The 23,150-nt window shown below is 71.1% G+C and carries 21 protein-coding genes and 2 pseudogenes; 13 read left to right on the top strand and 10 right to left on the bottom strand.

Annotated features, from left to right (window positions below):
• Window positions 1-31: 31 nt before the first annotated feature.
• Window positions 32-1,288 carry an alpha/beta hydrolase gene (locus ACZ3YL_RS24135; protein ID WP_188308077.1) on the bottom strand — a complete coding sequence of 419 codons (1,257 nt, stop codon included), beginning with the start codon at window positions 1,286-1,288 and terminating at the stop codon, window positions 32-34.
• A gap of 146 nt (window positions 1,289-1,434) precedes the next feature.
• Here ACZ3YL_RS24135 and ACZ3YL_RS24130 point away from each other — a divergent pair, with 146 nt between their 5' ends.
• From ACZ3YL_RS24130 to ACZ3YL_RS24115, 4 genes and pseudogenes are all read left to right on the top strand, one after another.
• Window positions 1,435-1,890, top strand: coding sequence for a MarR family winged helix-turn-helix transcriptional regulator (locus ACZ3YL_RS24130; RefSeq protein WP_465659761.1), 456 nt, complete (start codon window positions 1,435-1,437; stop codon window positions 1,888-1,890).
• A gap of 210 nt (window positions 1,891-2,100) precedes the next feature.
• Window positions 2,101-2,343, top strand: a pseudogene (locus ACZ3YL_RS24125) (IS701 family transposase); the annotation flags it as partial.
• A gap of 157 nt (window positions 2,344-2,500) precedes the next feature.
• Window positions 2,501-3,016 (top strand): hypothetical protein, encoded by a 516-nt coding sequence (locus ACZ3YL_RS24120; protein WP_465659759.1) that lies wholly within the window; start codon window positions 2,501-2,503, stop codon window positions 3,014-3,016.
• A gap of 112 nt (window positions 3,017-3,128) precedes the next feature.
• Window positions 3,129-3,326 (top strand): hypothetical protein, encoded by a 198-nt coding sequence (locus ACZ3YL_RS24115; RefSeq protein WP_465659757.1) that lies wholly within the window; start codon window positions 3,129-3,131, stop codon window positions 3,324-3,326.
• Window positions 3,327-3,689: 363 nt separating this feature from the next.
• Here ACZ3YL_RS24115 and ACZ3YL_RS24110 read toward each other — a convergent pair whose 3' ends face one another.
• Both ACZ3YL_RS24110 and ACZ3YL_RS24105 read right to left on the bottom strand, forming a co-directional pair.
• The gene (locus tag ACZ3YL_RS24110) at window positions 3,690-4,466 is read right to left on the bottom strand and encodes a hypothetical protein (RefSeq protein ID WP_465659811.1); all 777 of its coding nucleotides are present in this window, start codon (window positions 4,464-4,466) and stop codon (window positions 3,690-3,692) included.
• A gap of 330 nt (window positions 4,467-4,796) precedes the next feature.
• Window positions 4,797-4,988: pseudogene (locus tag ACZ3YL_RS24105) on the bottom strand (helix-turn-helix domain-containing protein); the annotation flags it as partial.
• A 338-nt stretch (window positions 4,989-5,326) separates the two neighbouring features.
• Here ACZ3YL_RS24105 and ACZ3YL_RS24100 point away from each other — a divergent pair.
• Entirely contained in the window at window positions 5,327-6,574 is a 1,248-nt protein-coding gene (locus tag ACZ3YL_RS24100; protein WP_465659755.1) for a L,D-transpeptidase, read from the top strand.
• A 728-nt stretch (window positions 6,575-7,302) separates the two neighbouring features.
• The gene (locus ACZ3YL_RS24095) at window positions 7,303-7,842 is read left to right on the top strand and encodes a hypothetical protein (RefSeq protein WP_465659753.1); all 540 of its coding nucleotides are present in this window, start codon (window positions 7,303-7,305) and stop codon (window positions 7,840-7,842) included.
• 34 nt (window positions 7,843-7,876) lie between these two features.
• Here ACZ3YL_RS24095 and ACZ3YL_RS24090 read toward each other — a convergent pair whose 3' ends face one another.
• The 4 genes from ACZ3YL_RS24090 to ACZ3YL_RS24075 form a co-directional block, all read right to left on the bottom strand.
• Window positions 7,877-8,614 (bottom strand): alpha/beta fold hydrolase, encoded by a 738-nt coding sequence (locus ACZ3YL_RS24090; RefSeq protein WP_465659751.1) that lies wholly within the window; start codon window positions 8,612-8,614, stop codon window positions 7,877-7,879.
• A 69-nt stretch (window positions 8,615-8,683) separates the two neighbouring features.
• On the bottom strand, window positions 8,684-9,826 hold the full coding sequence (locus ACZ3YL_RS24085) for an FAD-dependent oxidoreductase (RefSeq protein WP_465659749.1): 1,143 nt from the start codon (window positions 9,824-9,826) through the stop codon (window positions 8,684-8,686).
• Between the two features lie 237 nt (window positions 9,827-10,063).
• Complete coding sequence (locus ACZ3YL_RS24080; protein WP_465659747.1) at window positions 10,064-10,759, bottom strand: TetR/AcrR family transcriptional regulator; 696 nt, start codon at window positions 10,757-10,759, stop codon at window positions 10,064-10,066.
• A 61-nt stretch (window positions 10,760-10,820) separates the two neighbouring features.
• Window positions 10,821-10,967: a hypothetical protein gene (locus ACZ3YL_RS24075; protein ID WP_465659745.1), complete on the bottom strand. Its 147-nt coding sequence runs from the start codon at window positions 10,965-10,967 to the stop codon at window positions 10,821-10,823.
• Between the two features lie 536 nt (window positions 10,968-11,503).
• Between ACZ3YL_RS24075 and ACZ3YL_RS24070 the strand changes: the two genes are divergently transcribed.
• From ACZ3YL_RS24070 to ACZ3YL_RS24055, 4 genes are all read left to right on the top strand, one after another.
• Complete coding sequence (locus ACZ3YL_RS24070; protein WP_465659743.1) at window positions 11,504-11,980, top strand: hypothetical protein; 477 nt, start codon at window positions 11,504-11,506, stop codon at window positions 11,978-11,980.
• A gap of 337 nt (window positions 11,981-12,317) precedes the next feature.
• Window positions 12,318-13,403: a PIG-L deacetylase family protein gene (locus ACZ3YL_RS24065; RefSeq protein WP_465659741.1), complete on the top strand. Its 1,086-nt coding sequence runs from the start codon at window positions 12,318-12,320 to the stop codon at window positions 13,401-13,403.
• A 75-nt stretch (window positions 13,404-13,478) separates the two neighbouring features.
• Window positions 13,479-13,691, top strand: coding sequence for a hypothetical protein (locus ACZ3YL_RS24060; RefSeq protein WP_465659739.1), 213 nt, complete (start codon window positions 13,479-13,481; stop codon window positions 13,689-13,691).
• A gap of 502 nt (window positions 13,692-14,193) precedes the next feature.
• Complete coding sequence (locus ACZ3YL_RS24055; protein WP_465659737.1) at window positions 14,194-15,186, top strand: methyltransferase domain-containing protein; 993 nt, start codon at window positions 14,194-14,196, stop codon at window positions 15,184-15,186.
• A 147-nt stretch (window positions 15,187-15,333) separates the two neighbouring features.
• Here ACZ3YL_RS24055 and ACZ3YL_RS24050 read toward each other — a convergent pair whose 3' ends face one another.
• Complete coding sequence (locus ACZ3YL_RS24050) at window positions 15,334-15,762, bottom strand: hypothetical protein (RefSeq protein ID WP_465659735.1); 429 nt, start codon at window positions 15,760-15,762, stop codon at window positions 15,334-15,336.
• A 165-nt stretch (window positions 15,763-15,927) separates the two neighbouring features.
• Here ACZ3YL_RS24050 and ACZ3YL_RS24045 point away from each other — a divergent pair, with 165 nt between their 5' ends.
• Entirely contained in the window at window positions 15,928-16,155 is a 228-nt protein-coding gene (locus tag ACZ3YL_RS24045) for a MarR family transcriptional regulator (protein ID WP_465659807.1), read from the top strand.
• Window positions 16,156-16,374: 219 nt separating this feature from the next.
• Here the strand turns inward: ACZ3YL_RS24045 and ACZ3YL_RS24040 are convergent, their stop codons facing one another.
• Window positions 16,375-17,376 (bottom strand): helix-turn-helix domain-containing protein, encoded by a 1,002-nt coding sequence (locus ACZ3YL_RS24040; protein WP_465659733.1) that lies wholly within the window; start codon window positions 17,374-17,376, stop codon window positions 16,375-16,377.
• A 162-nt stretch (window positions 17,377-17,538) separates the two neighbouring features.
• Between ACZ3YL_RS24040 and budC the strand changes: the two genes are divergently transcribed.
• A complete protein-coding gene (gene budC, locus ACZ3YL_RS24035; RefSeq protein ID WP_465659731.1) occupies window positions 17,539-18,309 on the top strand; it encodes a meso-2,3-butanediol dehydrogenase in 771 nt (256 codons plus the stop codon).
• A gap of 200 nt (window positions 18,310-18,509) precedes the next feature.
• Here budC and ACZ3YL_RS24030 read toward each other — a convergent pair whose 3' ends face one another.
• A complete protein-coding gene (locus tag ACZ3YL_RS24030; RefSeq protein WP_465659729.1) occupies window positions 18,510-19,490 on the bottom strand; it encodes an alpha/beta fold hydrolase in 981 nt (326 codons plus the stop codon).
• 285 nt (window positions 19,491-19,775) lie between these two features.
• On the opposite strand from ACZ3YL_RS24030, the gene ACZ3YL_RS24025 reads away from it, so the two are divergent.
• Window positions 19,776-22,988, top strand: a complete 3,213-nt coding sequence (locus ACZ3YL_RS24025) for a GDSL-type esterase/lipase family protein (protein ID WP_465659727.1) — start codon at window positions 19,776-19,778, stop codon at window positions 22,986-22,988.
• Window positions 22,989-23,150: the final 162 nt, after the last annotated feature.

The raw sequence follows: 23,150 nt of genomic DNA, 5'->3' as shown, positions 1-23,150 counted from the left end.
GCGGGGTGCGGGTTGCTGGCCGGACGGTGCGTCAGGCGCGGCGGGCTTCGGTGATCTGGGCGGGGGTGGTGCCGAGCCACCAGGTCGGGTTGGCGGTGCCGTCGGTGGTGCGGCCGTCGGCGTGGACGTAGTGGCGCACGTCGCGGCCGGGCTCGGCGAACTCGCCGTTCAGGGCTCGCTCGACCCACTCGGCGCCGAACCGGAAGACCTCGGCGGCGGCGCCGCCCAGGGGGTGGAACTCGTTCTCGTAGACGCGCATCTCCTTGGGGGCGCGGACCAGCTCGTAGTTGGCCAGGGCCTGCTCCAGGACGGTGAGTTCGTCGAACTCGCCGATGCCGTAGAGGACCGGGCAGGTGATCTGCCCGACCAGGTCGCCGAGCGGCATCTGGGCGACGAGCTCGGTGTCGAAGGCCTCCTCGTCGGTGTAGCCGGCCATGAACATGTAGTTGTTCTTGAAGGTGGGCTGGGCCCGCTCGAAGATGGTGGTGAAGTCGCCGGTGACGGCCTCGAAGGCGGCCAGAGCGCGCAGGCGGGGGTCGGTGGCGGCGGCGCGGGAGCCCCAGTAGCCGCTCATCGAGATGCCGAACATGCCGATCCGGTTCGGGTCGACCTCAGGCAGCGAGGCCAGGTGGTCGATGTAACGGCCGATCGCGCGCTCGTAGTTGGTCAGGTCGACGGTCAGCCCGCCGGCCCGGCTCTCACCCTGGCCCGGGCCCTCGATGGACAGCGCCACGATGCCGCGCGAGGTGTAGTAGCGCTCGGCCGCGTAGATGTAGTCCTCCTTGATCATGTCCATCCCCGGGCCCAGGATCACCGCGGGAGCGCCCTCCACCTCGCCGGCGGGCAGGTGGAGCAGGCCGAAGATCTGCTTGCCCTCGAAGTCCAGGACGACCCGGCGCACCCGGCCCTCGCGCAGCGCGCCGAGGCGCTCGACGCAGTGGTTGGCGTGCTCGCGGAAGGCCAGCTTGCGCGGGTCGGCCGCGTCGAAGATCGAGTACTGGGCGCGACCCCACATCACGGCGGCCCGCACGTAGAGGTCGGCGGCGGTCTGGCCGTAGCCGTTCGCCTCGTGGTGGGCGGCGCGCTCCTCGGCCTGGCCGGCGACGGTGGCCCACGCCTTGGGCAGCATCACGCCGCTCTGCACCAGGTCGAAGACCTTGTCGAAGTCCGTGTGGTCGTGGCCGAGCTGCTCGAGGGTGCCCTTCGCCTGCGGGTGCAGGGCGTCGAAGCCGCCCTGGGCGAGGGCGATGTCCAGGGCCCAGTTCTGGCCGGTGGAACGAACAGTCATGACAGGTGTCCTCTCTGGAAGGGCTGGAAGGGGTACTGCTGGTACGGCCGCTGCGCCGTCCGCAGTGCCTAAGTACTTAACTATTAAGTACTTAGGCTAGAATTCTTGTCAACCCGGCACCATCCAGCGCCCCAAGGAGACCGCCCATGACGAAGCAGCAGCCCACCGCCCGCGACCAGGCCCTCGACCAGCTCGCCCGCGCCGCCTACAGCCTCAGCGCCGCCGACTCCCGCCTGCGCGGGCGCGCCACCCGCACCCCCGGCGCGCTCTCCCTCACCCACGCCCGCGCCCTTCGCGTACTCGCCGAGACCGGCCCGCTCCCGATCGGCCAACTCGCGGCCGCCACGGAGACCACCGGCGCCGCCACCACCCAGCTGGTCAACGGCCTCGCCACCGCCGGCTACGTCACCCGCGAACGCCCCGAGGGCGACAAGCGATCGGTGCTCGTCGCCCTCACCGATACCGGCCGCCAGCGCAACACCGAGCGCCAGGCCAACCTCACACAGGCGCTGGACACCGCCCTCGCACACCACGACACCCAAGCCCTGGAAGCAACGACCGACGTCCTGCGCCACCTCGCCACCATCTACGACCAGCTCTGAAAGCTGCGCGGCATGATCCGAAAGACACGCCCTGGCACTCCAGCCGGACTCCTCCATTCCCGCTGGTCAACGACCTGGGAGTCGGTGCGTAGCCGGATGGGGGCGGGTGTGGGGCGGTCTTGGCCGTCCCGTCCCGCCAACGGGTGGCCCCTGCGCGTGTACTGGCGACGCTGCGGGCAGTCATCCCTCGTGGACGATGCACCAACCAGCCTGCGGGAAAAAGAACTTGGTGATCTACTCCTGCGTATCGGCGGCCGCTCCTCCCACGTGGAGCCGCGGCGCCGGATGCGGGACTACGTCCGCGGACTCATCGGCCCGGTAGGCCGCAAGAACGGCTGGCAGCCGGCCGAATACGCCGGTCACGCCGCACCCGACGGCCTGCAGCATCTGCCGTCCCGCAGCCGCCGGGACGCGGACGAGGTTCGCGACGACCTGCAGGCCTACGTCGCCGAAGATCGACGACTGTCACGACGGGCCCCGCTCTTCTGCCTGACGCCCCCGTTCGTCACACTGAACCGTGCCTCGAATAGCCGCCGTCACCTCGTCCCGGCAGGTCCGCCGCCTCACCACAATCGCGTTCTTCGGTCCACCGGTGATAGTCGGGCTGTCGTTGCTGGCTGCCAATCCGGACTGGAGCGGGCTCGGGCTGGTGCTCGGGACCTTCGCGCTGATCGCGACTCTCCTGCTCATGATCACCGCCGCGCCGAACGGGTGGTTGATCGTCGGCGGGGTGTTCCTGGGAATCGCCGCGCTGTCCGTGCCGGGGCCGTTGCTGCAGGCAGAGGTGATGGCGCACCAAGGGCAGCGGGTGGAGGTGCGGGTCACCTCGGTCAAGAGGTACCAGGGCAAGCACGGGCCGGAGTACACCTGCCTGCTGGAGCGGGTGGACGGCAAGCCGCTCAAACACGCCGAGCTGGGCAACGACTCCTGCGACGGGCCGGTGGAAGTCGGGCGGACCGAGGACGTGCTCATCGACCCGCACGGCTGGACGGCGCCGGAACTGACCGAGACGGACTACAGCGGGATCGACATCGCCGCGTGGGCCCTACCGGTGGTTCTGGGGCTCTTCGAGCTACTGGTCTGGCTGTCCCGGCGGGTCGGGCTGCGCCGGTTCGAGGGCCGCTGATGGCGCCCGGGTCCCGGAAGAACGTGACCTGCCCGCCTCCTGACACCCCGCCGAAACCGCGGTCGGGTCTGACGGGCTACTGCCGGTCGTCCTCCGCCGCCGGGCGAAGGAGGTGGCTGTCGAGGCGGTTGGCCAGGACCGCGGTTCGCTGCGCCTCGAGGACCTGTTCCTGGCGAGCGGACAGGCCTGGTCGCGAGCCGAGCACGCTGCTGAAACGCTCCAGTGGCCCGGCACCCGCGAGGAGATCACTTCGCGGCCTGGCGGCAGCACCGGCTCGGCCGCAGGGGGCGCGGCGGGCGGCTGGATCTGACTGGCGGCTGTGTCCGCGGCGTCCCAGAGCGGACGGAAGTACTCGCGGGTCACCGCCGAGGAGGGCGTCGACGCCCGACAGCGGGCTGGTGCCGGACTCCGCGGTTTCGCGAGCAGGCCTCCTGTCCCTGAGGTGCTCGCTCTCCTGGCCCTGTTCGGCCAGGCGGCGGTCGGCATCGATGCCCTGCTCCTGAACGGTCAGCACGGCATCGACAAGGCCGGCCGTGCGACTGGCGGGTGACCCCGGTCGGCTGGGCCGGTCGACCCCTGCTCGCGGGGGCAGCCGAGCGCGTAGAACGTCCACATCGAGCTGAACGCCTCCTCCCCGCACGCCGACGATCAAGCCGGACCAAAAGGAACAAGCTCACTCCTGGAAGGGGCTCGGCTCCCAGGCATTCCCACCGTTCGGGAACCTGTACAGCGGCCGGCCCTTGACCGCGCTGGTGCGGAACGGCACGCCGGCACCGGGGCCGACAGTCAGGGTGCCCTTGCGGTCGCCGCTGGACCACTCCAGTTCCAGGTACCAGCTGACGTCGTGGAAGGTGGTCTCGGCGCTGACCTCGATGACCTCCGGGTCCCGCTCGCTCACCTTGACCGGCAGGCCGGTACTGCCCTCGCTCACGACCAGTCGGGGGCGGGCCGCGTCCAGGTCGAGGTCGTAGGAGTGGAGGTCGACTCCGCCGCCGCAGCCCTCGCCCATGGAGTAGGCGTTCCAGGCCAGCGGGGCCGCGCTCCGCACGACGCGGACGTTGAGGGCGGTCAGCACCACGGTCTCGCTGCCGGTGCCCTGCACGGCGAACTCGATCGACTGGTAGTGGCCGGCGACCGCGCCGACCTGGGAGACCCAGGCGGGGACGTCCACCAGCGCGGGCGGCCGGGGTACCTGCGATGGCGGACGGTCGACCAGGTACTGCTCACACCCGTCCTCCCGGCCGGGCCGACGGACCGCGACGGCGATCGGGGCACTCGCGCCCCGGTCGGCAGCGCCGGCGGGCCCCGACTGGCTCGCGCCGGCGGCGACCGGCGTGGCGCCGGGAGCCGGGAGCGGGCCCGGGGAGCCGGCCGACGGCCCGGCGTCCGCCGCCGTGGCGGGAACGGACTCGGGGTCACCGCCCTGATGGGTCTTGACACCTGTGGCCACAGCCCCGATGGCGGCGAGCACCGCGGCAGTCGCGACAGCGGCGAGTACACCCTGGCGCACGCGCCGCCGCGTTGGCACGGCGAAGGTACGCGCGGGGGCGGCCGTCCCGTCCGCCGCGACGCCTCCCCCAGTCGGCCGCGCTTCCGGTTCGGCTACCGCTTCAACTTCCGGTTCCGGTTCAGGTTCCGGTTCCGGTTCCGTGAGGAGCTCCAGTGCCGCAGAGGGCTCCGGTGCCGCAGAGGGCTCCGGTGCCGCGGGGGCAGGGGCGGACGCTTGCCGGTTCCCCCGCGCCGCGTGGGCGGTGACCCACAACCGGTAGAGCTCGGTGCGTTCCTCCGATGTCGCCCGGCACAGCCGCGCGAGGCGCTCCAGTGGGGCGAATTCCACCGGCATCACTTCGCCGTTGCAGTAGCGGTGCAGGGCCGACGTGCTCACGTGCAGCCGCTTCGCCAGCGCACCGTAACTGAGCCCCGACCGGCTCTTCAGCTCCTGGAGCAACCGCGCAACCTCGTCCGCTCCCATCGACTCCCCGATCCCCTTTGGCACTGATCCTCTCCCCCGCTCGTGCCCCCGTCATCGCACCCCCGGCTCCGGCCGTCACCGACAGCCGGATCACCGGGACGCGGGCCGACGTGACCTCCGGCAGACAAGCACGCGGCAGACCGCCCCACGGTTCCCCTCAAGGGGACCGGCTGCACCGGCCGCGCCCTCCCAGCGCCCTGTTGGCGCGTCCCAGGAAGGTTACGTCTTCCCAGCTCAAACAGGGTAAAGGCGTCCCAGCATCCCTGATCGCCGGCCCACCGTTGCCGCTGGGACGAACCGGCACACAAGCTGACGGCGAACACCGAGAGGGAGCAACTGTGAGCACTGTTCGGACGGCCCTGGCCGCGATACGCACCAACGAGCGTTTCCACCGCGGCGCGGCGGCACTGGCGATGGGCGGGGTCCTGCTGATGTCCGCGGCTTGCGGCGACAGCCAGGACAAGGTCGCTGATGCCACCACGACCGCCACCACCACCGGCGCGCCCGGCGGGGCGGCCGCCGCAGCGACGCCGAGGACGTCGACCGCGGTGCTGGACGTGCAGCCGAAGGACGGGGCCCAAGCAGTCGCACCGACCGCGCTCCAGGTGTCCGTCTCCCACGGCAAACTCACCGCCGTCGACGTGACCGACAAGGACGGCAAGTCCGTCCAGGGCTCGATCACCCCGGACGGCACCGGCTGGAAGCCCGCCACCGCGCTCGCCCCCGGCACGGCGTACACGGTGAACGCCCAGGCGAAGGACACCGACGGTCTGGTCTCCGCGGTCACCAGCGCCTTCACCACCGTCTCACCCGGCAAGCAGGTGTCGACCAACGACAACATCGCCGACGGCCAGACCTACGGCGTGGGCATGATCGTCAAGGTGGACTTCAGCAGCAAGATCGTGAACAAGGACGCCGTCGCCAAGGCCATCACCTTCGAGACGGACAACGGCACCGAGGTGAAGGGCCACTGGTTCGGCGACGACCGGATCGACTTCCGCCCGGCGGACTACTGGAAGCCGGACACCAAGGTCACCATCCACTACCGGCTGAAGAACGTCGAAGTCGCCCCCGGCGTCTGGGGCGACGTCGACAAGGACGAACCGTTCACCATCGGCCGCTCCCAGGTCACCACCGCGGACGCCGCCACACACCAGATCACGATCGTGCGGGACGGCAAGTCCACCACCGTGCCGGCCACCCTCGGCGACGACCAGCACCCCTCCTGGGGCGGAACCATGGTCATCATGTCCAAGGAGAACGTCACCCACATGAACTCCCAGACCGTCGGCCTGGGCAATGAGTACAACATCCCTGACGTCCCCCACGCGATGCGGCTGACGAGGAGCGGCACCTACCTCCACGGGAACTACTGGTACAAGGGAGACCCGTTCGGCAAGGCCAACACCAGCCACGGCTGCGTCGCGCTCAAGGACGTGGAGGGCGGCCGCGACACCTCCCCCGCGGGGTCGTTCTTCAACAGCTCGCTGATCGGCGACGTCGTCACGGTCGTGAACACCAAGGAGAAGACCGTCGCCCCCGACAACGGCCTCGGCGGCTGGAACCTTCCCTGGGCCAAGTGGTAGCACCCGCCCTTGCCGAGAAGCTGTCCTGCGCCTGGTGACCCGTCGGAAGGCCGAGGTCCGGCAGGCCCCGCACGCGGAGACGACCCGATCGGGCTGCGCGCGCCCGTGAGTGGCTCGGCGTCTGCTCCGCACGCGCGGGATCTGCGCCGCTGGGTCAACGGGCGGGCCGCGGGCCGGGAACTGGAGCGGCGTCAGAGGTGCGGGCCGATGAGCAGCACGGTGTCGAACGGCGCTGGGTGGCGTCACCGGTGACGCCACCCAGCGCGTCGGCGACGAGCAGCCGCATGTCGTGCTGAACGACCTCTGCGCGAAGACTCTCTGACGGCCCGCTGCCGGTGGCCGGCCTGCGATGCGGTCGGCGCCGACGGGCCACCGTGAGCTGCACGCCGCCTTGGCCACAGGCAAGCCGCCGGACCGGCTGCCGGCGCGGACGACGGTCAGCCGTGCCGGCGAAGGTGGAAGCCTACGGGCCGTGGCGATGCGCGAGACTGCTCTGGGACTGCCCTGGGACTGCCGGGCCGGGGTGGGTCGGCTCAGCGGCGATGCTCTTGTATCGATTGTCATGACGTGTGCGGGGTTGCGCCACGGGCCTGTAACAGGCGCTGACGTGTGCGGACGGCCCGTGTGAGGATCACCGTGTCAGCGGGGAGGCCGCCTCGGGAAGGGGCGGGGCCGCCCGCACCGCCACCACTGCGGTGGGACAGCGTCGAGAGTGAAAGAGGGACAACATGCGTATCAGGACTGCTCGTTGGGGACTGTCGGCTGCGGTGCTCGTCGTCGCGGGGTTAGCGCTGACAGCGTGCGGACCCGAAGACGCGACCTCCTCGGACACCCCCTCCGCCACCAGCGTGCCGGTCGCCACGAGTTCCGCGCACTCCAGCGGCAAGCCCACCGCCACCGCGCCCGTGGCGAGCGGTCAGGGTTCCTCCTCGACCTCCGGTGGGAGCGGCGGGTCCGATGCGGGCCACCAGCGGACGCTCGTGGGCAAGTTGAGCTACCTCGCGCCCGGCAAGCTGGCGGTCAAGCCCGACAACGGCGGCGCCGATCAGGCGTTCATGATCAACAACGCCACCAAGGTCCTCGGCGCGGCCGCGATCTGCTCCCGCGACGGCAGCACCGTGACCATGGACAGCCAGGGTTACGGCACCACGAACTGCACCGCCGACCAGGCGGAGACGGCCGCGAAGACCGGCGCCGTCACCGTCCGCGTCACCTTGGACTCCTCGTTGGGCGTCGCCCAGACCATCGCCGAGAAGTACCACCCGTAAACAGGGCGAGTTCGTGGTGGCCGCCAGCAGGGGTTCAGTGGCCGGTGGCCCGGGCTCGGTGGGTGAGGAAGGAGTCGAGATGGGTGAAGACCGTCTCGGGCTTCTCGCGGATGGGCAGGTGTCCTGCGCCGGGGATGAGTTCGAATCGCGCGTGGGGGAACGCCGCGGCGTAGGCACGGCCGAAGTCGGGGGTGACGACTGCGTCGTCGGCGCCCCAGATCACCAGGACCGGGCAGGTGACGGTGGAAAGGCGGGGCAGTATGCCGGTGTCTGCCATGGCCGGCCCGGCGTAGGCGCGCATGGCGGTCATCGCCTGTGCGGGCGGTCCGCCCTGTGGCGCCGGAGCGGGTGGACCGGCGGGCACGGTGATCTGCTGGCCGGGTATGACGGGGCCGATGGCGTCCATGAGGACCAGCTGGGAGATCCGGCCCTCGCGGTCGTTCAGGACGGTCTGGGTGGCGACCCAGCCGCCGAAGGACGTGCCGATCACCGTCACGTCGTTCAGCCCGAGGTGGCCGAGCAGGTCCAGGTAGGCAGCGGCGAGTGCGGGCACGGAGTCCAGGTCGTCGGGCCGCAGGGTGGCGCCCCAGCCCGGGTGGGTCGGCGCCACCACCCTGTGATCCGATGCGAGGTGGTCGATCAGGGGCGCGATGCTGGACGGGCCGGGGCCGCCGTGCAGGACGAGGACCGGGCTGCTGCCCGTGCCGGCCTCGCGCACTTCGAGGTCCAGTCCGGGCCGTAGCGGGATGGTGCGCCGGTGGGGCGTCGTCATGGTTCCTCCGGATCGGCTGAGCAGGGTGGGTTCGGTGACTTGAGGGAGCGGCGGCCGTCGGGGCGGGCCTTACCGGGCCGGCGGGCCGGAGGTGAAGAACGCGACCATCTGCTCCAGGCCCCGTTCGCCGAACATCGTGTCCAGGCTGGCGGCGGACTCGGCGGCGGTCGCCTCGCTGCGCGGGAAGAGGGCCTCCTCGTACGCGGCCAGGGCGGCCTCGGTGTCGCCGGGGTGGGCGGCGATGGCCAGGGCGAGTTCGGCGCCGTCGAACATGGCGAGGTTGGCGCCCTCCCCGGCGAAGGGGGACATCACGTGGGCGGCGTCGCCGAGCAGCGTCACGCCCGCAACACGGTCCCAGCGGTGCCCCATGGGCAGGGCGTGAATACGGCGCGGGGTGATCGTCTCCGCGTCGGCGACCAGGCCGCGCAGGCCCTCGTCCCAGTCCTCGAAGTGGGCGAGGACCGCGGCCTTGGCGGCTGGGTGGTCGGTGAAGTCGACCGTGTCCAACCAGCCCTCGTCGGCCTTGAGCGCCGTGTAGACGTGGAGACTGCCGTCGCTCTCCCGGTGCGCGAGGACACCGCGTTCGTCCCCCAGGGCGATGAAGAACCCGCCGCCGATGACCTCGGCGCTGCGCGGGTGGCGGGTGTCGGCGTCGAACAGGTCGGTCTCGACGAAGGAGATGCCGGTGTAGAGGGGCCAGGCGTTTGAGACCAGCGGCCGGATCCAGGACCAGGCGCCGTCCGCGCCGATCAGGAGATCGGTGGTGATGGCCGAGCCGTCGGCGAACGTCACCTCATGGCGCCCGTCGCCCAGCGCCCGGGCACCGGTGACCTTCCGTCCCCAGTGGATCGTGCCGTCGGGCAGGGAGCCCAGCAGCAGGTCCCGCAGGTCGCCGCGGTCCACCTCCGGCCGGCCGCCGGTGCCGTCGTCCTCCTCGGCCACGTGCACCGTGCCGTCGGAGCCGAGCAGGCGCATCGCCTGACCGCCCTCGTGGACGATCTCGAGGAAGGCGTCGTGGAGGCCGGCGGCGTGCAGGGCCTTCTGCCCGTTGTTCTCGTGGATGTCGAGCATCCCGCCCTGCGTACGGGCCGCCGCCGACGCCTCCAGTTCGAAGACCGCCGACTCGATGCCGTTGACGTGCAGGACACGGGCGGCGGTCAGGCCGCCGAGACCTGCACCGATGATCGCGATCGGGAAATGGCTGGTGGTCATGGGGCCTCCGAAAGCAGCAGGGGAACACCTCGGTATGCCGAGTCATCACCGCCGACGCCGCAAGGCTCCTTGCCGGGGCGGCTGCGCGGCGAGAAGGCAGGGGATGCCTCGTTCACTCCATCCACGATAACGAACGCGTTCGTTGCGAACAAGTTCGCCTCGCCCATCGGCAGGCCGCGCGGAGAACCGCCGTCCCCCTGCCGCGTCGGTCCCCAGGCGGGCCACCCCGCCCTGGGATCAGGCCACTACGCCCGGGACAGGCGTGCGCGTGATGCCGTTGACGAGGACGTCGAAGCTCCAGCGGATCCTGTCCGGCACCGAGCCGCCGATCAGGGAGGGCATGTGCGCGGTGATCGCCGGGTACGTGGCGGCGTCCACGGCGTGCAGCGCACGCACCGTGGCGTTCCAGTCGCCCTCGGAGGCGGGATCGTGCTCACGCGTCGAGTGCTCGGCGGCGGTGGCTGTCGCGTCCTGGAGCAGTTTGTCCGCCCCCCAGGCGACCTGCTCGCGACCGGCCCCGCTCTGTGAGAGGAGATCGAGGATGCGCTCCACCAGGCGCAGGTAGTTCTCGCCGCTCGGGCGGGCGACGAGCGCGGCCCGCGCGAGCTGCGGGTGCTCGAACAGCACCCGGGTGTACGACGCCATGACGGCACGAAGCTGCTCGCGCCAGCCCTCACCGCCGTCCCGCCCGGTCAGGTCGACCTCGCCGAGCAGGGAGTCCAGAACGGCCGCGTGCAGCTCGGCCGTGTTGGCGATGTAGACGTACAGTGACGCCGGGCCGGTATCCAGCTCCTGCGCCAGGCGGCGCATCGTGACCTTTCCCAGCCCCTCCGCCCGCATGATCCGCACGGCGGTGTCCACGATCCAGCGCCGGGACAGGGCGGGTTTCGCCGGACGCTCCCGGCGGCTGATCGGCTCTCTTCTCGTAGTCATAGCCCGATCGTAACGAACACGTTCGCACTGCGGACCGCCCGGTCCACTTTCAGGCCGCTGGTCAGCGCGTCGAGGTCCTCAAAACCGGTGGGCACTCCGGCAAGGCCTGGGACGTGCCGATGGCTTCGATCTCGTCGAACGCGCCTTCCAGGACGTCGGCGAGGCTGTCCACGGTCGCCTGCCGGCCGGTGACGGCGAGGATCTCCATGCAGTCCGCGAGGCCGAGCGCCCCACCGTGTCCTCGCCGCACACCCGGCACCCGGACGGCTTGCGGTCGGCGGGCAGCAGCCCAGCGACCTCGCAGCGACGAGCTGGAACGCCTGCATGTCATCCATGGGGGTGCCATCGGGATGCAGCCCGAAGGCGGCCACAAGAACGGCGGGGAGATCGGCCTCGGGGACAGCGGCGCTCAGCTCCGCGAGGACGTCGGGAAAGTCCGCGTCATCGATGGCGACCAGATGCTCCTGGCGCAGGCGGTGGATGACCTCCAGCAGCTCGGGCCTCATCAGCGCAGCGGAAGACGTCGGCCTGGAAAGGCCTCGGCGAAGCCCTGCTCGACTCCAGTGTTCCGGCAGCGCGTGCACCTCGGATCCTCGGTCACGGAGGGAGTGCACGCCAGGACCGGGGCCGTCCGGCAGGAGGTCCGGGGCTGCTTGCGACAAGGCGCGGTCAACCTCCTCGGCCGCTCGCCAAATCAGGCCTGTTGGCCGATAGTTGGCTCCATCAGACGGCAGGGGGGCCGTGATGCAGTTCATTGAGGTGACCGCTCTGGCGGGGGTGCGCTCGGCGGTGACGGTGCTCCGCCCCGATCTGGACGCCGCCCGGGTCGCCAAGGGCTGGCGGCGGGTACCTCGCGCGCTCCGGGTGTCCCTGATCGTCTTCAGTCCGCTCTACGGACTCTGGCTGCGCTTCCTCGGCAGCCGCCGCGCGCTGGCGCGCGGGCTTGCCGTTGACGACCTCTCGCTCGACGAGAAGCGCCTGCTCACTGCCGGAACCGGCGTTGAACGCCTTGAGGAACTGGTGCTGGACCAGCGGGACCAGCTGCTCCTCGAAGCTCTGTGGAAGCTTCACCACCGCCCGCTCGACGATCCGTTGGAGGTGGCAGTCGTCTACGGGGCGAGCCATATGCCCCCGGTCGTCCGCGGCCTGCTCCGCCTCGGCTACCGTCCGACCGACGGTGAGTGGCTGACCGTCTTCACCTTTCTCGACGAGCTCGACTGAGCGCTGTCCGCTGTCGCCGCCGGATCGCCGACCACGGCCACGACCGCCTACTTGTCCCGTCCGTGCGCCCGCGCCGCCGACGGACCGGGCTGCGCTGCGAACGCTGCCCATGGACTCCTTCTCTGCCGCTGCCACCGCCGATGGGCGGGCCGGGACCCGGGAGCACGGTACCGGGTCGGGGCGGGGGCGGGAGTGCGGTCCCCGTTCCGGTGGGTGACGCCCGGTGACGGGTGCGCTCCGTAGTGTCCTGGGTGTGACCTGGTGGTTCGTCCACCGTCACCGTCAACGCCCGTTTCCCGCGCCGCACCCGTGGCGCCGCTGTCCAAGGAGCCTGCCCATGGCCGATCGCCACTTCCGCCACCGTCTCGATCTCTCCGCTTCCACCGGCGACGGCGGGCCGGGGTTCGGGCCCGCCCGGTGGAGCGGGCCGGAGGCCGCGCTGGCGGACCTCGCACCCGCGGGCCTGTCCCGGCGGCGCTTGCTGACGGCGGGCGCGATGGCCGGGGCGACGCTTCTGGGCACCGGCCTGATGGGGGGCAAGGCCTCGGCCGCGTCCGCCCCGGCGATCTTCTACTCGCCGCACCAGGACGACGAGGCGCTGGGCCTGGCCGGATCGATCCTGGAGCACAAGGCGGCCGGACGGCCCGTGTACCTGGTGCTGGTGACACGGGGTGAGAACGACCAGCTGGCGGCCATCATGAACGAGTGGGCGTGGCAGAAGAACGATAAGACGGGGGAGATGGAGAAGGTGGACTGGCCGTGCAGGCTGCGCCCCTCGGGCCGGTGCGCGGCCCACGGCCTCCACGGGGTGGACTGGCCGACCGACGGTGCCAGCATGGTCGTGCCCGGCCGGACCACCGAGTTCATGGCCTCGGCGAAGGCCCTCGGCGTCGACAAGGTGATCAACTGGAAGATCCAGGACTCCGCGTACAACGGCGGCGACGCCTTCAAGAAGCTCACCAAGACGGTCAAGTCGAAGATCGCATCCCTCGCGGACCAGTACCCGGGCGCCTCGCACAAGTTCACCGCGGGCTGGCTGGAGGTCACCCGGACCCACAAGGCGATCACCGACGCGGCCGTGGAGCTGGCGTGGGACGGCGCGCTCACCGACGTGCGCTTCAACTTCGTCTACGCCTACGACTACCCGGAGAGCGACCGCCGCAGGGGCGCCGCCTACGTGCTGGACATCCCCGACGAGCACATGAAGAAGAAGCGCAACGCCATCTTCTGCTACAACAAATGGAACCCGTCCGAGAACTTCTACGCGCTCGGCTACCACAGTGTCTCGGAGAAGATGGAGAGCGCGGCGGCCGACCGGCGCGAGTACGTCTTCGCCCTCCCCAAGAAGGACAAGTACAAGACCGGCAACATCGACAAGGAGAACAAGGACTTCACCGGCGAGCCGCAGTGGGACTGGTCCTGACGGACCGCCGGGCACGGACCGCCGAGCGCGGACTGGCGCCCGGGCGGTTCGTTTCCTGACCACCGGGTCGGGTCGTTGAACGCTGCACCATGTTCTCGACGCAAAGCCCCCCGGCGCCCGTTCGCCCCCGGCACGCCGACCACCGCCGCCGGCGTGGCGCCGGCCGCGCTGCTGCCGGCCCCGGCCCGCGCCGTTCCGGTGGAGCCGGTGGCGTACGAGCTGCGCAACGCCCGTACCGGCACCTGCCTGCAGCACACCCCCGGCACCGCCCAGGTGGTCGGGTTGTAGCCGGCGAGGTGCCAGTGGTCGGCGGCGTCGGGGCCGACGATCGTGGGCCAGCGCTCGCGCAGGCCTCCGCCTGCGGTGCCGAGGGTCCAGCCGTGAGCGGCGGCAAGGCGAGGAAGTCGTCCGCGATCGGTTCGGGTCTACCGGCAGGCGGCGTGGTGGGCGAGGATGGACGGCTGACCGTGTCCCGTACGCGACCGAAAGGGCAGCATCATGGGGAAGCACGAAAAGGCACCGCCCGACCCCTCCAAGGGAACTCCACCCCCCGGAAACGGCGACGGGCAGGTCCCGCCACCTCCGCCGGGCACCGGCAAGCGGGGGCGGTAGCGCGGTGACGAGCGGCGAGGACCTGGCGGGGCGCCGGGCGCGCCTGGACGTGGCGATGGCGAACGAGCAGGCGTGGCCTGCCCGTTCGCCGTGGGTGCGGGAGGCCTGTGCGGCGGTGCCGCGCGACCGTTTCGCGCCGGACCGGTTGTGGCGGTGGGATGGTCGGGCGTACCGACCGGTGGACCGAGCGGTCGATCCCGGAGGCTGGGCCGACGAGCTGTTCACCACGATCCACGACGCGGCCATCACCCAGGTGCGCGGCAGCCTGCCGTCCTCGTCGCTCTCCGCGCCCGCGGTGGTGGCGGACATGCTGGACAGCCTGCGGCTGGAGCCCGGGCACCGGGTATGGGACATCGGCACCGGGCAGGGGTGGACGGCGGCGCTGGCCGCGTGGCGGGCCGGTCCGGGCCGGGTGGTCTCCAGCGAGGTCGATGAGGGCCTGGCCGCGCTCGCCCGTCGGCGCCTGGCGGCCGCCGGCCTTGCGGTCGAGGTGGTGACCGGCAACGCGACCGGCGGCCCGGTGCCCGGGGGCGGGCAGGTCGACCGGATCCACGCCACCTACGCGGTGCAAGCCGTTCCGTGGACGTGGGTGGAGGCGGTGCGGCCGGGTGGCCGGATCGTCTACCCATGGGGCCTGCTGGGGCATGTGGCTCTGATCGTGGCCGACGACGGCAAGAGCGCGACCGGCTGGGTGCAGGGACTCGCGCAGTTCATGGCCGACCGCGCCGGCCCCACCCCGGTGCCCATCGGCCACGCCGCGTACACCGCGGTGCGCGGCGACGCCGAACCGGACTCGCAGCGGCTGCTGACGCGCGACCTGAGCCCGCTGGAGAGCGACTGGGACCTGCGGTTCGCGCTGCGCGTGGCCGTGCCGGACGCGGTGCTGCTCACCGGCCGGGACGAGGACGGCGTCAACGCCTGGGTCCACGACGGCGCCCGGTCGTGGGCGGCGTTCACCGCCCGCGGTGACGGCACGGTGACGCTGTACCAGGGCGGGCCGCACCGTATCGGCGACGAGGTGACCACCGCCTGGTCCGAGTGGGAGGAGCTCGGCCGGCCGGACCGGTACGACTACGGGATCACCGTCACACCCGACTCCCAGTGGGCGTGGCAGGGCAGCCCGGACGGACCGCGCTGGCCGATCGCGCAGCCCGCACCGGCCAGGCACTGACCGACGGCGGCTCCCGCTCCACGGGCGGAGCCCGGCGCTGTCGGCCTGTCAACCAGGCCGAGACCATGGCCGATGTCGAGCGCCACCGGCCCCGCGTCAGCTCCGACCAAGGCGTGGGTGGACGCCGGCTTCAGCGACATCCTCAGGTCAGAGCCCGGCAGCGGCGTTCGATGACGAGCGAAAGTCAGCCAGGAGCTGGTGCGCGTGCTGATCCGCTGGGCCGAAGTCTTGGACCGCTTGATAGGCCTCTTCGACCCCGCTCGTCTCGCACAGCAGTCGTACAAGGCCGTACAGGGCGGCTCGGTCCCCATCTCCGGCGCGCATGCGCAGCGCCGCCTCCATCCCCCGCTCCCGAAGTGATCCATTGAGCCTCCGACGCGCATGGACATCGGTGAGGGCGAGCTCCGTGAGCTCCGTGAGCCGCCCCGCGCGGGCGAGCAGACTCATGTGCCAGAGATGGTTGTCGTGCGCGTAGTGATCGACGGAGTAGCACTCGGCATGTGCGCTCACCAGCGTGATAGCCGTATCCCAGTCCTGAAGCTGCTCTGCTTCCCGGGCCCGCTCGAACCACTCCATGGGACGAGTATCGCTGAGCACCACCTGGTAGGACATCGCGGAAGGGGGCCGTCGACGAGCGTCCGTCAAGACGAAGCTCCTCTATCGGACAAATAATCCCAGAACACCCTCTGAGAGTTCCGGTGAGTGTCCCGATGACGCCGGCCGGACCCTCGAACACGTCGGCTGCAACTCGACCACGGGACCCTCACCCCGCTGATCAAGCGGCTGGAGACGGCTGGACTGGTCAGCCGCGAGCGGCGACCCGACGACGAACGCACCGTGCAGGTCACCTCACCGACCAAAGCCGGGAGCTGCACGAACGCGCCCGTGCCGTGCCCACCGCCATCGGCAACGCGATGGGCCTGTCGCCACAGGAGTCCGACGAGGCCCGACACCTGCTCCGCCAACTGACGGCCAACGTCACCCGCGACCGACCGGACACACCCACCGGAGCCTGGCCAACGGACAATCAGCTCGGTCGCGTTGGAGAGCGTGCCCGTCCGCATGGCGGGGGAACCTCAGGCGGTGGGCACGGCTGAACCCCTCATGACCGACCCCTGCCCCTTGGGTGACCCCACTCCTTCGGCTCACTGCGGGGTTGCACAGTGACGTCCCGATGCCCCGGCTCCGTCACGCGGGAGGCCGGTCCGGTACGGGGCGGCTCCCCGACGCGCGGGCGAACTCGGCCGGGCTCTGGCCGTAGTGGCGCTTGAACGCCCGGCTGAAATGGCTGCTGTCGGCGAACTGCCAGTACGCGGCGAGCTCGGAGATGCTCGGCCGACCGGTCGCCAACAGGAGCGCACTTCGGGCGTGTTCGAGCCTGCGGCGGCGGATGTATCCGGCGACGGTCTCCTCGGCACCGGCGAAGGCGCGGTGCAAGGTCCGGACCGAAATATTGAGTTCCCTGGCGAGCAGGGCGGGCGAGAGCTCCGGGTCGGCGAGCCGGGTGTCCGCGAGGTCCCTGGCGGCCTGCGCCAGGGCGGGAGCGTGGGCGGCCTCGGTGGCGTCGGGTTGCTGTCGCAGCACGCCCCGGATCAGTTCGACCAGGGCCAGGTGGGCGGCCTGCGCGCCGTTCGGGGAGAGGTCGGGGGCGCTGCGCGCTACGAGCCGGACGTGGCCCAGGAGCAGCCGTGCCTCGGGCGCGGCCGAGGAGCCGGTGATCAGCCGGTCGCCGATCAGCGGACCGAGCGTGCGGGCGGGCAGGATGACCACCGTCGCCCTGGCGCGCCGGGCTGCTTCGAAGGTCGGTGGCCCGCTGCGCTGGAGTGCGAAGCCGCCTGCGGGGACGGTGAGTCGGCCGCTCTGCTGTCGGGTGAACTCCCAGGCGTTGCTCGTCACCGCGTGCAGCAGCAGCAGGTCGTCCCCCTGGTCGAGGGCACTGCCGTTGGTGCCGATCAGGGACTCGCTGCGGACGTCCGCGAGTACCGACTCGTGGGCCAGGACGGCGCGGGCGCTGATCCTGAAGTCCCCGGTGGCTCCGGGTGTGAAGGCGGGCGCGGGGTAGGGGCCGCCGATCTGGTCCTCCCAGCCGTGCCGGAACCGGTCGTAGCCTTGCTCGGGGGCGCTGGAGGCTCTGACGTCGACCGCGAAGGTCCTTCCGCCGGCCGAGCCGCTCGACCCCGACACCGCCATCTCGCCTCCCGTCTGGCGCTGAAGTCCCGTCGACGTGGCACTGGAGTTCAAGCGTACGGGGCCACGCCGTTCCTAGGGTGGGTGGTGCCGGACAGGACGGATTCCTGACGCGCGTCCCGCCGTGACGGCCGGATTCGCGATCGCTGCGCCGAGGAGGACGTGATGGGTTCAGAGGCCGGGCGGGTCGTGGTGGTGACCGGGGCCGGGTCGGGGATCGGCGCGGCGATCGCACACCGCTTCGCCGCCGAGGGCGCGAAGGTCGTCCTGGTCGGGCGCAGTCGGGACAAGCTCGACCGGACGGCGGCCGAGGCGCCCCCGGGCGCCGAGGTCCTGACGCGGACCGCCGACCTCACCGTGCCCGACCAGGTCGAGGCGCTGTTCGCCTCGGTCGCGGCGGAACTGGGACGGCTGGACGTCCTGGTCAACAACGCGGGTGCGCCCGCGTTCGGCGCCGTCGACACGGTGGCCCCCGAGGCTTGGCGGGCCGCGATGGCGCTCAACCTGGACGCGGTCTTCTACGCCAGCCGTGCCTCGCTCGGGCTGTTGCGGGCCGCGCGCGGCGCGATCGTCAACGTGGGCTCCACGGGCGGTCTGGGCGGCGACTACGGCATGGCCGCCTACAACGCGGCCAAGGGCGCGGTGGTCAACCTGACCCGCGCGATGGCGCTGGACCACGCCCCGGAGGTGCGCGTCAACGCGGTCCACCCGGGATTCACCCTGGGTACCGGCATCACGGGCGGCCTGAGCGCCCAGGCGCCGGTGGTCAAGGCCTTCGCGGAGCGCATCCCGCTGGGCCGGGTCGCTTCGCCCGCGGAGATCGCCTCGGTGGTCGCCTTCCTCGCCGGTCCGGACGCCCGCTACGTGACCGGCATTCAACTCCCGGTCGACGGCGGCCTCAGCGCCTCGAACGGACAGCCCCGCGTCGTCGTGTGAGCCGGCCGCACGGCTCGGACACCGGCCGCAGGCGCCGCGCGCGGTCGGGGCGGTGTCCGTTGCTCATGTGCCATGTGCTGATCGATCGGCCCCCCGACCGCGACAGGGTGGGGCCGACCACGAGTCCGGCCCGGTCGCACGGGCCTCGGCGGAGGAGCGTTCGAGCGGCCCAGCAGGCTCCGGCGGTTGCGTGACGGGCCTCAGGCGGGCAGGTCGGCGAGCCAGTCGGTCAGGATCCGGTTGACCTCGGTGGGGCGTTCCTGCTGGATCCAGTGGCCGCAGCCGTCGAGCAGGTGACAGGAACGCAGGCCCGGCAGGGTGACCGGGAACGCCTCGATCGCGTCGGCCAGCCAGGTCGTGGAGGCGTCCAGGCTGCCACCGACGAACAGGGACGGCTGGGTGATGGGGGCGCCGGCGTGGGCGGCGAGGTCCGCCCAGTCGCGGTCCATGTTCCGGTAGCGGTTGAGCGCTCCGGTCAGGCCGGTGCGTTCGAACTCCCCGGCGTAGACGTCGAGGTCCCGCTGGTCGAGCCAGGCCGGTAGCGGGCCGGCGGGGAACCGGTCGCACAGCGTTGCGCCGACGCCGACGAAGTGCGGATCGGGGGCTCCGGGTGCGGGCATGGTGTCGGCGGAGAAGGCGGCGTAGAAGCCTGCGAGCCAGCCGCGGACGTCGGGTTCGATGTCGTCCTCGGCGCGGCCCGGCTCCTGGAAGTAGGAGACGTAGAGCTCGTCGTCCCCGCCGAGACTGGCGAAGACGTCGCTGGGACGGGGGCCGCCGGGCGGGGTGTAGGGAACGCTCAGCAGGCCCACCGCGCGGAAGACCTCCGGGTGCAGCAGGGCCGAGTTGGCGGCGATGGCCGCGCCCCAGTCGTGGCCGATGATCACCGCCGACTCCTCGCCCAGCGCGTGCACCACCGCCACGTTGTCCGCGACCAGGTCGAGCATCCGGTAGGCGTCCGTGGCGGCCGGCCTGGATGAGCGGCCGTAGCCGCGGACGTCGACGGCGACCGCGCGGAATCCCGCGGCCGCGATCACCGGCAGCTGGTGGCGCCAGGAGTACCAGGATTCGGGGAACCCGTGGACCAGCAGCACCAGAGGCCCGGCGCCCTGCTCCGCGAGGTGGATCCGGCCGCCCGGCGACGCAACCACCCGGTGCGTGATCTCTACGGCCTGCTGCGACATGCGTCTCCTCCTGAACCATGGGACCGCTGTGCGATCAAGGTAGCGTCCACCGCATCGGGCGGCCGCTTGCCTCCGCCCATCCTGCAGAACCAGCGACGAGGCCACCAGACTTGTTGCCAGGTCAGCAAAAATCAGGCTCAGCCGATCCCGCCGCCTGCCCACTGGAGCAGGCCGCCTGCGGCGGGGAATACGGACGGTAACCTTGCTGTGGTGAACTTATTAAAGGAACACCTCACCGGTGCACTGGCCCGGCTGCGTCTGGTGACCAGACCCAGGGTGGCACTGGTGACACTGTCGATTCTGGGTACGGCACTCGTCGTGGTACCAGGAGCTTCCCCCGCCGCCGCGGCGCCGTTACGGCAGACGTCGATCATCACCAACAACATCCAGGGCGAGGGCGACGCGACGGCCAGCAAGTGGTCCTCGCAGGTCCAGGGCTACGCCAGGTCCGCCGAGATCGTCCTGATCCAGGAAGCCGGGCCCCAGGGCCCGAGCCACGCCACCCAACAGCCGGACGTCACCACCGCGGACGGTGACACCGTCGGGCACTCGGCCTGGCAACCGTTCAGCAGCCGGCTTCAGCCCAGCCCGTACCACGTCTTCTTCATCCAGACCGACGACAACGGCGGCCGGGGCCAAGGCGGCCGGGTGAACCTGGCGACCATCACCCATGACCAGCCCGACGAGGTACGCGTCGTCACCAACCCGATCGAGCGGGGCCGGGCCGCGCTGGGCGTCCGGTTCGGAGACGACTGGTACTTCAACGTGCACGGCCTGTCGGGCGGCGGCGGTGACTCCAACACCCTGCTGACGGCGATCCGCGACTCCGTCCGCTCCTGGGGCGCGCAGTACCGCTGGACGGCCGGCGGCGATTTCAACATCGACCCGCGGACGCTGCAACGCCGCGGCACCTTCCCGATCGGCGCCCGCGTCTACAACTCCAGACTTCCCACCCACCAGAGCGGAAACGAACTGGACTACTTCGTCAGTTCCGACGGGAACCCCGGCGACGCCACCGCGAGCCGTATGAACGGCGGCAGCAGCGACCACTACCCCGTGTGGTGGAACGGCATGCGCGCGGCGGCGGAACCGCCGGAGCTGAAGGTGATGCCGCTGGGCGACTCGACCTTCGGCACCACCGCGAAGATCGGCTACGGCGCCACCCTGGCCGGCTCGCTCTATGCCCTGATCTCGCTCGTCTCCAAGAAGCGGGACGTTCCGGTGGACTTCGTCGGCTCCGGCTCCACGGGGCAGAAGGGGGACCCGGCCTACGAGGGCGCTCCCGGCGAGCAGATCAGCGACATCGCCAAGCGGTCCACGACCGCCCTGCCGAAGTACCGGCCCAACATCGTGACGCTGCAGGCCGGCACGTACGACATGCGGGACGGCAAGCAGGACGGCGCCGCGCAGCGGCTGAAGGACCTGGTCGACCAGATCGAGAAGGACAACCCGGGCACGGTCGTGGCACTCGCCACCCTGGGTCCCGCGACCGACCCCGCCGTCCAGGCCCGGATCACCGCCTACAACGCCGAGATCCGCGAGATGGTCGGCGCCTGGCAGAGCGCGGGACGGCACGTCGTCCTGGCCGACACCGGCGCCCTGACCACCGAGGACCTGTCCGGTGACGGCCTGACGCCGAACGACTCCGGCAACAAGAAGATCGCCGAGGCGTTCCAGGACGCCATCCGCTGGGCCCTCGTCATGGACTGGGTCGCGGAACCACGAGCCGGCGACGGCGGCACCGACGAGTCCAGGGTGCCACTGAAGGTGATGGTGGTGGGCGATTCGATGAGCCAGGGCTACGAAGGCGACTGGACCTGGCGCTACCGCCTGTGGGAATGGTTCAAGAAGGAGCACATCGACGTCGACTTCGTCGGTCCGTACCAGGGAACCCGTCCTCAGGAATCCCCCAAGCCCCCGCCCGTGCCGCCGTTGCAGGGGGAAGCCCCGCCACCGGCTCAGAGCGCTCCCGTCACCTCGGGCGCGTATGCCCCCGGGGTCGCGAAGGACTTCGACTCCCACCACTTCTCGGTCTGGGGCCGGCAGGCGGCGCAGGACAAGACGCTGATCGCCGAGCAGGTGGCGAAGTACCAGCCCGACCTGCTCCTGGTCGGGCTCGGCTTCAACGACATGGGCTGGTTCGTCAGCGGCCCGGAAGGCACGCTGGACAGTATGCGGACGCTGGTCGACCAGGCCCGCGCCGCCAAACCGGACCTCAACTTCGCCCTGGCCAACGTTCCCCAGCGGACGTCCATCGGCGGCAGGGACGACCTGCCCGTCAACACCACCACGTACAACAGCATGCTCGCGGCCGCGATCCCGTCGTGGAGCAACGACAAGTCCCGCGTGGCCCTGGTCGACTGGGCCGGCAACTACAGCTGCGACACGCATGACTGCCCTGCCGGCTACGACGGGCTGCACCCCAACGCCCTGGGCGAGTACCAGATCGCCCAGGCCTTCGTGCACACCTTGCACACCAGCTACGGTCTCGGCAGCCAGCTGATCGACATCCCCACCCACATCCCGGACCGGCCGACGCTCGCGCCGGACACGATCTGGATCGACTCCGGCCCGAGCGGCATCACCCTGGACTGGGAGCCGGTCTTCGGCGCCCACGGATACACCGTCCGGCACCGGATCAAGGGCTCCGGCACCTGGAACGAGACACCGGTCAAAGCGGCCCGCTTCGACACCACCTGGACCCTCGACGGCTGGGAGTGGGAATACCAGGTCCGTACCGACAACGGTGAGGACGGGAAGTCCGAGTGGTCCCACACGGTCGGTGGTGTCGCGCACCCGAAAACCGCCGCGGCCCCCAAGGGAATCGTCACCCGGGCCACCGCCACCGGCGTCGACGTGTCCTGGGACGCGGCGACCGGCCCGTACACCGACACGATCGACCGGTACGAGATCACCACCTGGGACAGGGACACCCCCGGAGCGTTCACCAACAGCACCGCGGTCAGGGGACATTCGGTGCACATCGACGGGTTGAAACCGGGCCACCACTACCTCGTCGCGGTGGCCACGTGGAATGCCGCCGGTGGCGGAATGCCGGGCGTCGCCCGGTCCGTCACCGTCGGCGCCGGGACACCACCAGCCCCCAGCGGCTTGGAGGTCACCTCCACCGACGCCACTACCGTCCAACTGTCATGGAACGGGTCCGTGTGGGCCGCCGGTTACCGCGTCTGGATCCGTAACGTCGACGACAGCAGCGGGTCCAAGCACGACGGCAGCGGGTTCAAGGCCGACGAGTACATCACCAACGAGACCAGCCGGGGCATCGCCTACCTCGTCCCCGGCGTCTGGAACTACGAATTCTGCGTCACCGCCATCAACGGCGAAGCGGAATCCGGCAAGTCCAACTGCGTGATCGCACCGAAGCCGTCGGCCACAGCCCGGACGCCGGCCCCGCTGGACGCGAAGAAGGACGCACCGCTCTCCGCCCTGCTCCGGGCACCGCGCGCACCGGCCGGGTTGGCCGGGTTGGCCGGGTAACAGGGGCCGCACTCCAGTGAGGAGGCGGTGGGTGAACGCCTCACCGCCTCCTCACTCAGGGTGGCACCCGTCCGAGACACCCTGGGACTTCGCGTCAGTACGGGCGGATCAGCTCTCCGTCCGCGTAGCGGTCGTAGCCGATCATGGAGCCGGTGTACGTGT

Source organism: Kitasatospora sp. NPDC023176 (genome assembly GCF_055560495.1).
The sequence above is the reverse complement of the archived record's forward strand: the minus strand, read 5'-3'. Positions and strand labels throughout refer to the sequence as shown.

What these genes read in the sequence shown, in the direction of transcription:
- ACZ3YL_RS24135 (WP_188308077.1), bottom strand. Translation starts at nt 1,288, where the DNA reads ATGACTGTTCGTTCCACCGGCCAGAACTGGGCCCTGGACATCGCCCTC.
- ACZ3YL_RS24130 (WP_465659761.1), top strand. Translation starts at nt 1,435, where the DNA reads ATGACGAAGCAGCAGCCCACCGCCCGCGACCAGGCCCTCGACCAGCTC.
- ACZ3YL_RS24095 (WP_465659753.1), top strand. Translation starts at nt 7,303, where the DNA reads ATGCGTATCAGGACTGCTCGTTGGGGACTGTCGGCTGCGGTGCTCGTC.
- ACZ3YL_RS24090 (WP_465659751.1), bottom strand. Translation starts at nt 8,614, where the DNA reads ATGACGACGCCCCACCGGCGCACCATCCCGCTACGGCCCGGACTGGAC.
- ACZ3YL_RS24085 (WP_465659749.1), bottom strand. Translation starts at nt 9,826, where the DNA reads ATGACCACCAGCCATTTCCCGATCGCGATCATCGGTGCAGGTCTCGGC.
- ACZ3YL_RS24080 (WP_465659747.1), bottom strand. Translation starts at nt 10,759, where the DNA reads ATGACTACGAGAAGAGAGCCGATCAGCCGCCGGGAGCGTCCGGCGAAA.
- ACZ3YL_RS24075 (WP_465659745.1), bottom strand. Translation starts at nt 10,967, where the DNA reads ATGGAGATCCTCGCCGTCACCGGCCGGCAGGCGACCGTGGACAGCCTC.
- ACZ3YL_RS24070 (WP_465659743.1), top strand. Translation starts at nt 11,504, where the DNA reads ATGCAGTTCATTGAGGTGACCGCTCTGGCGGGGGTGCGCTCGGCGGTG.
- ACZ3YL_RS24065 (WP_465659741.1), top strand. Translation starts at nt 12,318, where the DNA reads ATGGCCGATCGCCACTTCCGCCACCGTCTCGATCTCTCCGCTTCCACC.
- ACZ3YL_RS24050 (WP_465659735.1), bottom strand. Translation starts at nt 15,762, where the DNA reads ATGGAGTGGTTCGAGCGGGCCCGGGAAGCAGAGCAGCTTCAGGACTGG.
- ACZ3YL_RS24040 (WP_465659733.1), bottom strand. Translation starts at nt 17,376, where the DNA reads ATGGCGGTGTCGGGGTCGAGCGGCTCGGCCGGCGGAAGGACCTTCGCG.
- budC (WP_465659731.1), top strand. Translation starts at nt 17,539, where the DNA reads ATGGGTTCAGAGGCCGGGCGGGTCGTGGTGGTGACCGGGGCCGGGTCG.
- ACZ3YL_RS24030 (WP_465659729.1), bottom strand. Translation starts at nt 19,490, where the DNA reads ATGTCGCAGCAGGCCGTAGAGATCACGCACCGGGTGGTTGCGTCGCCG.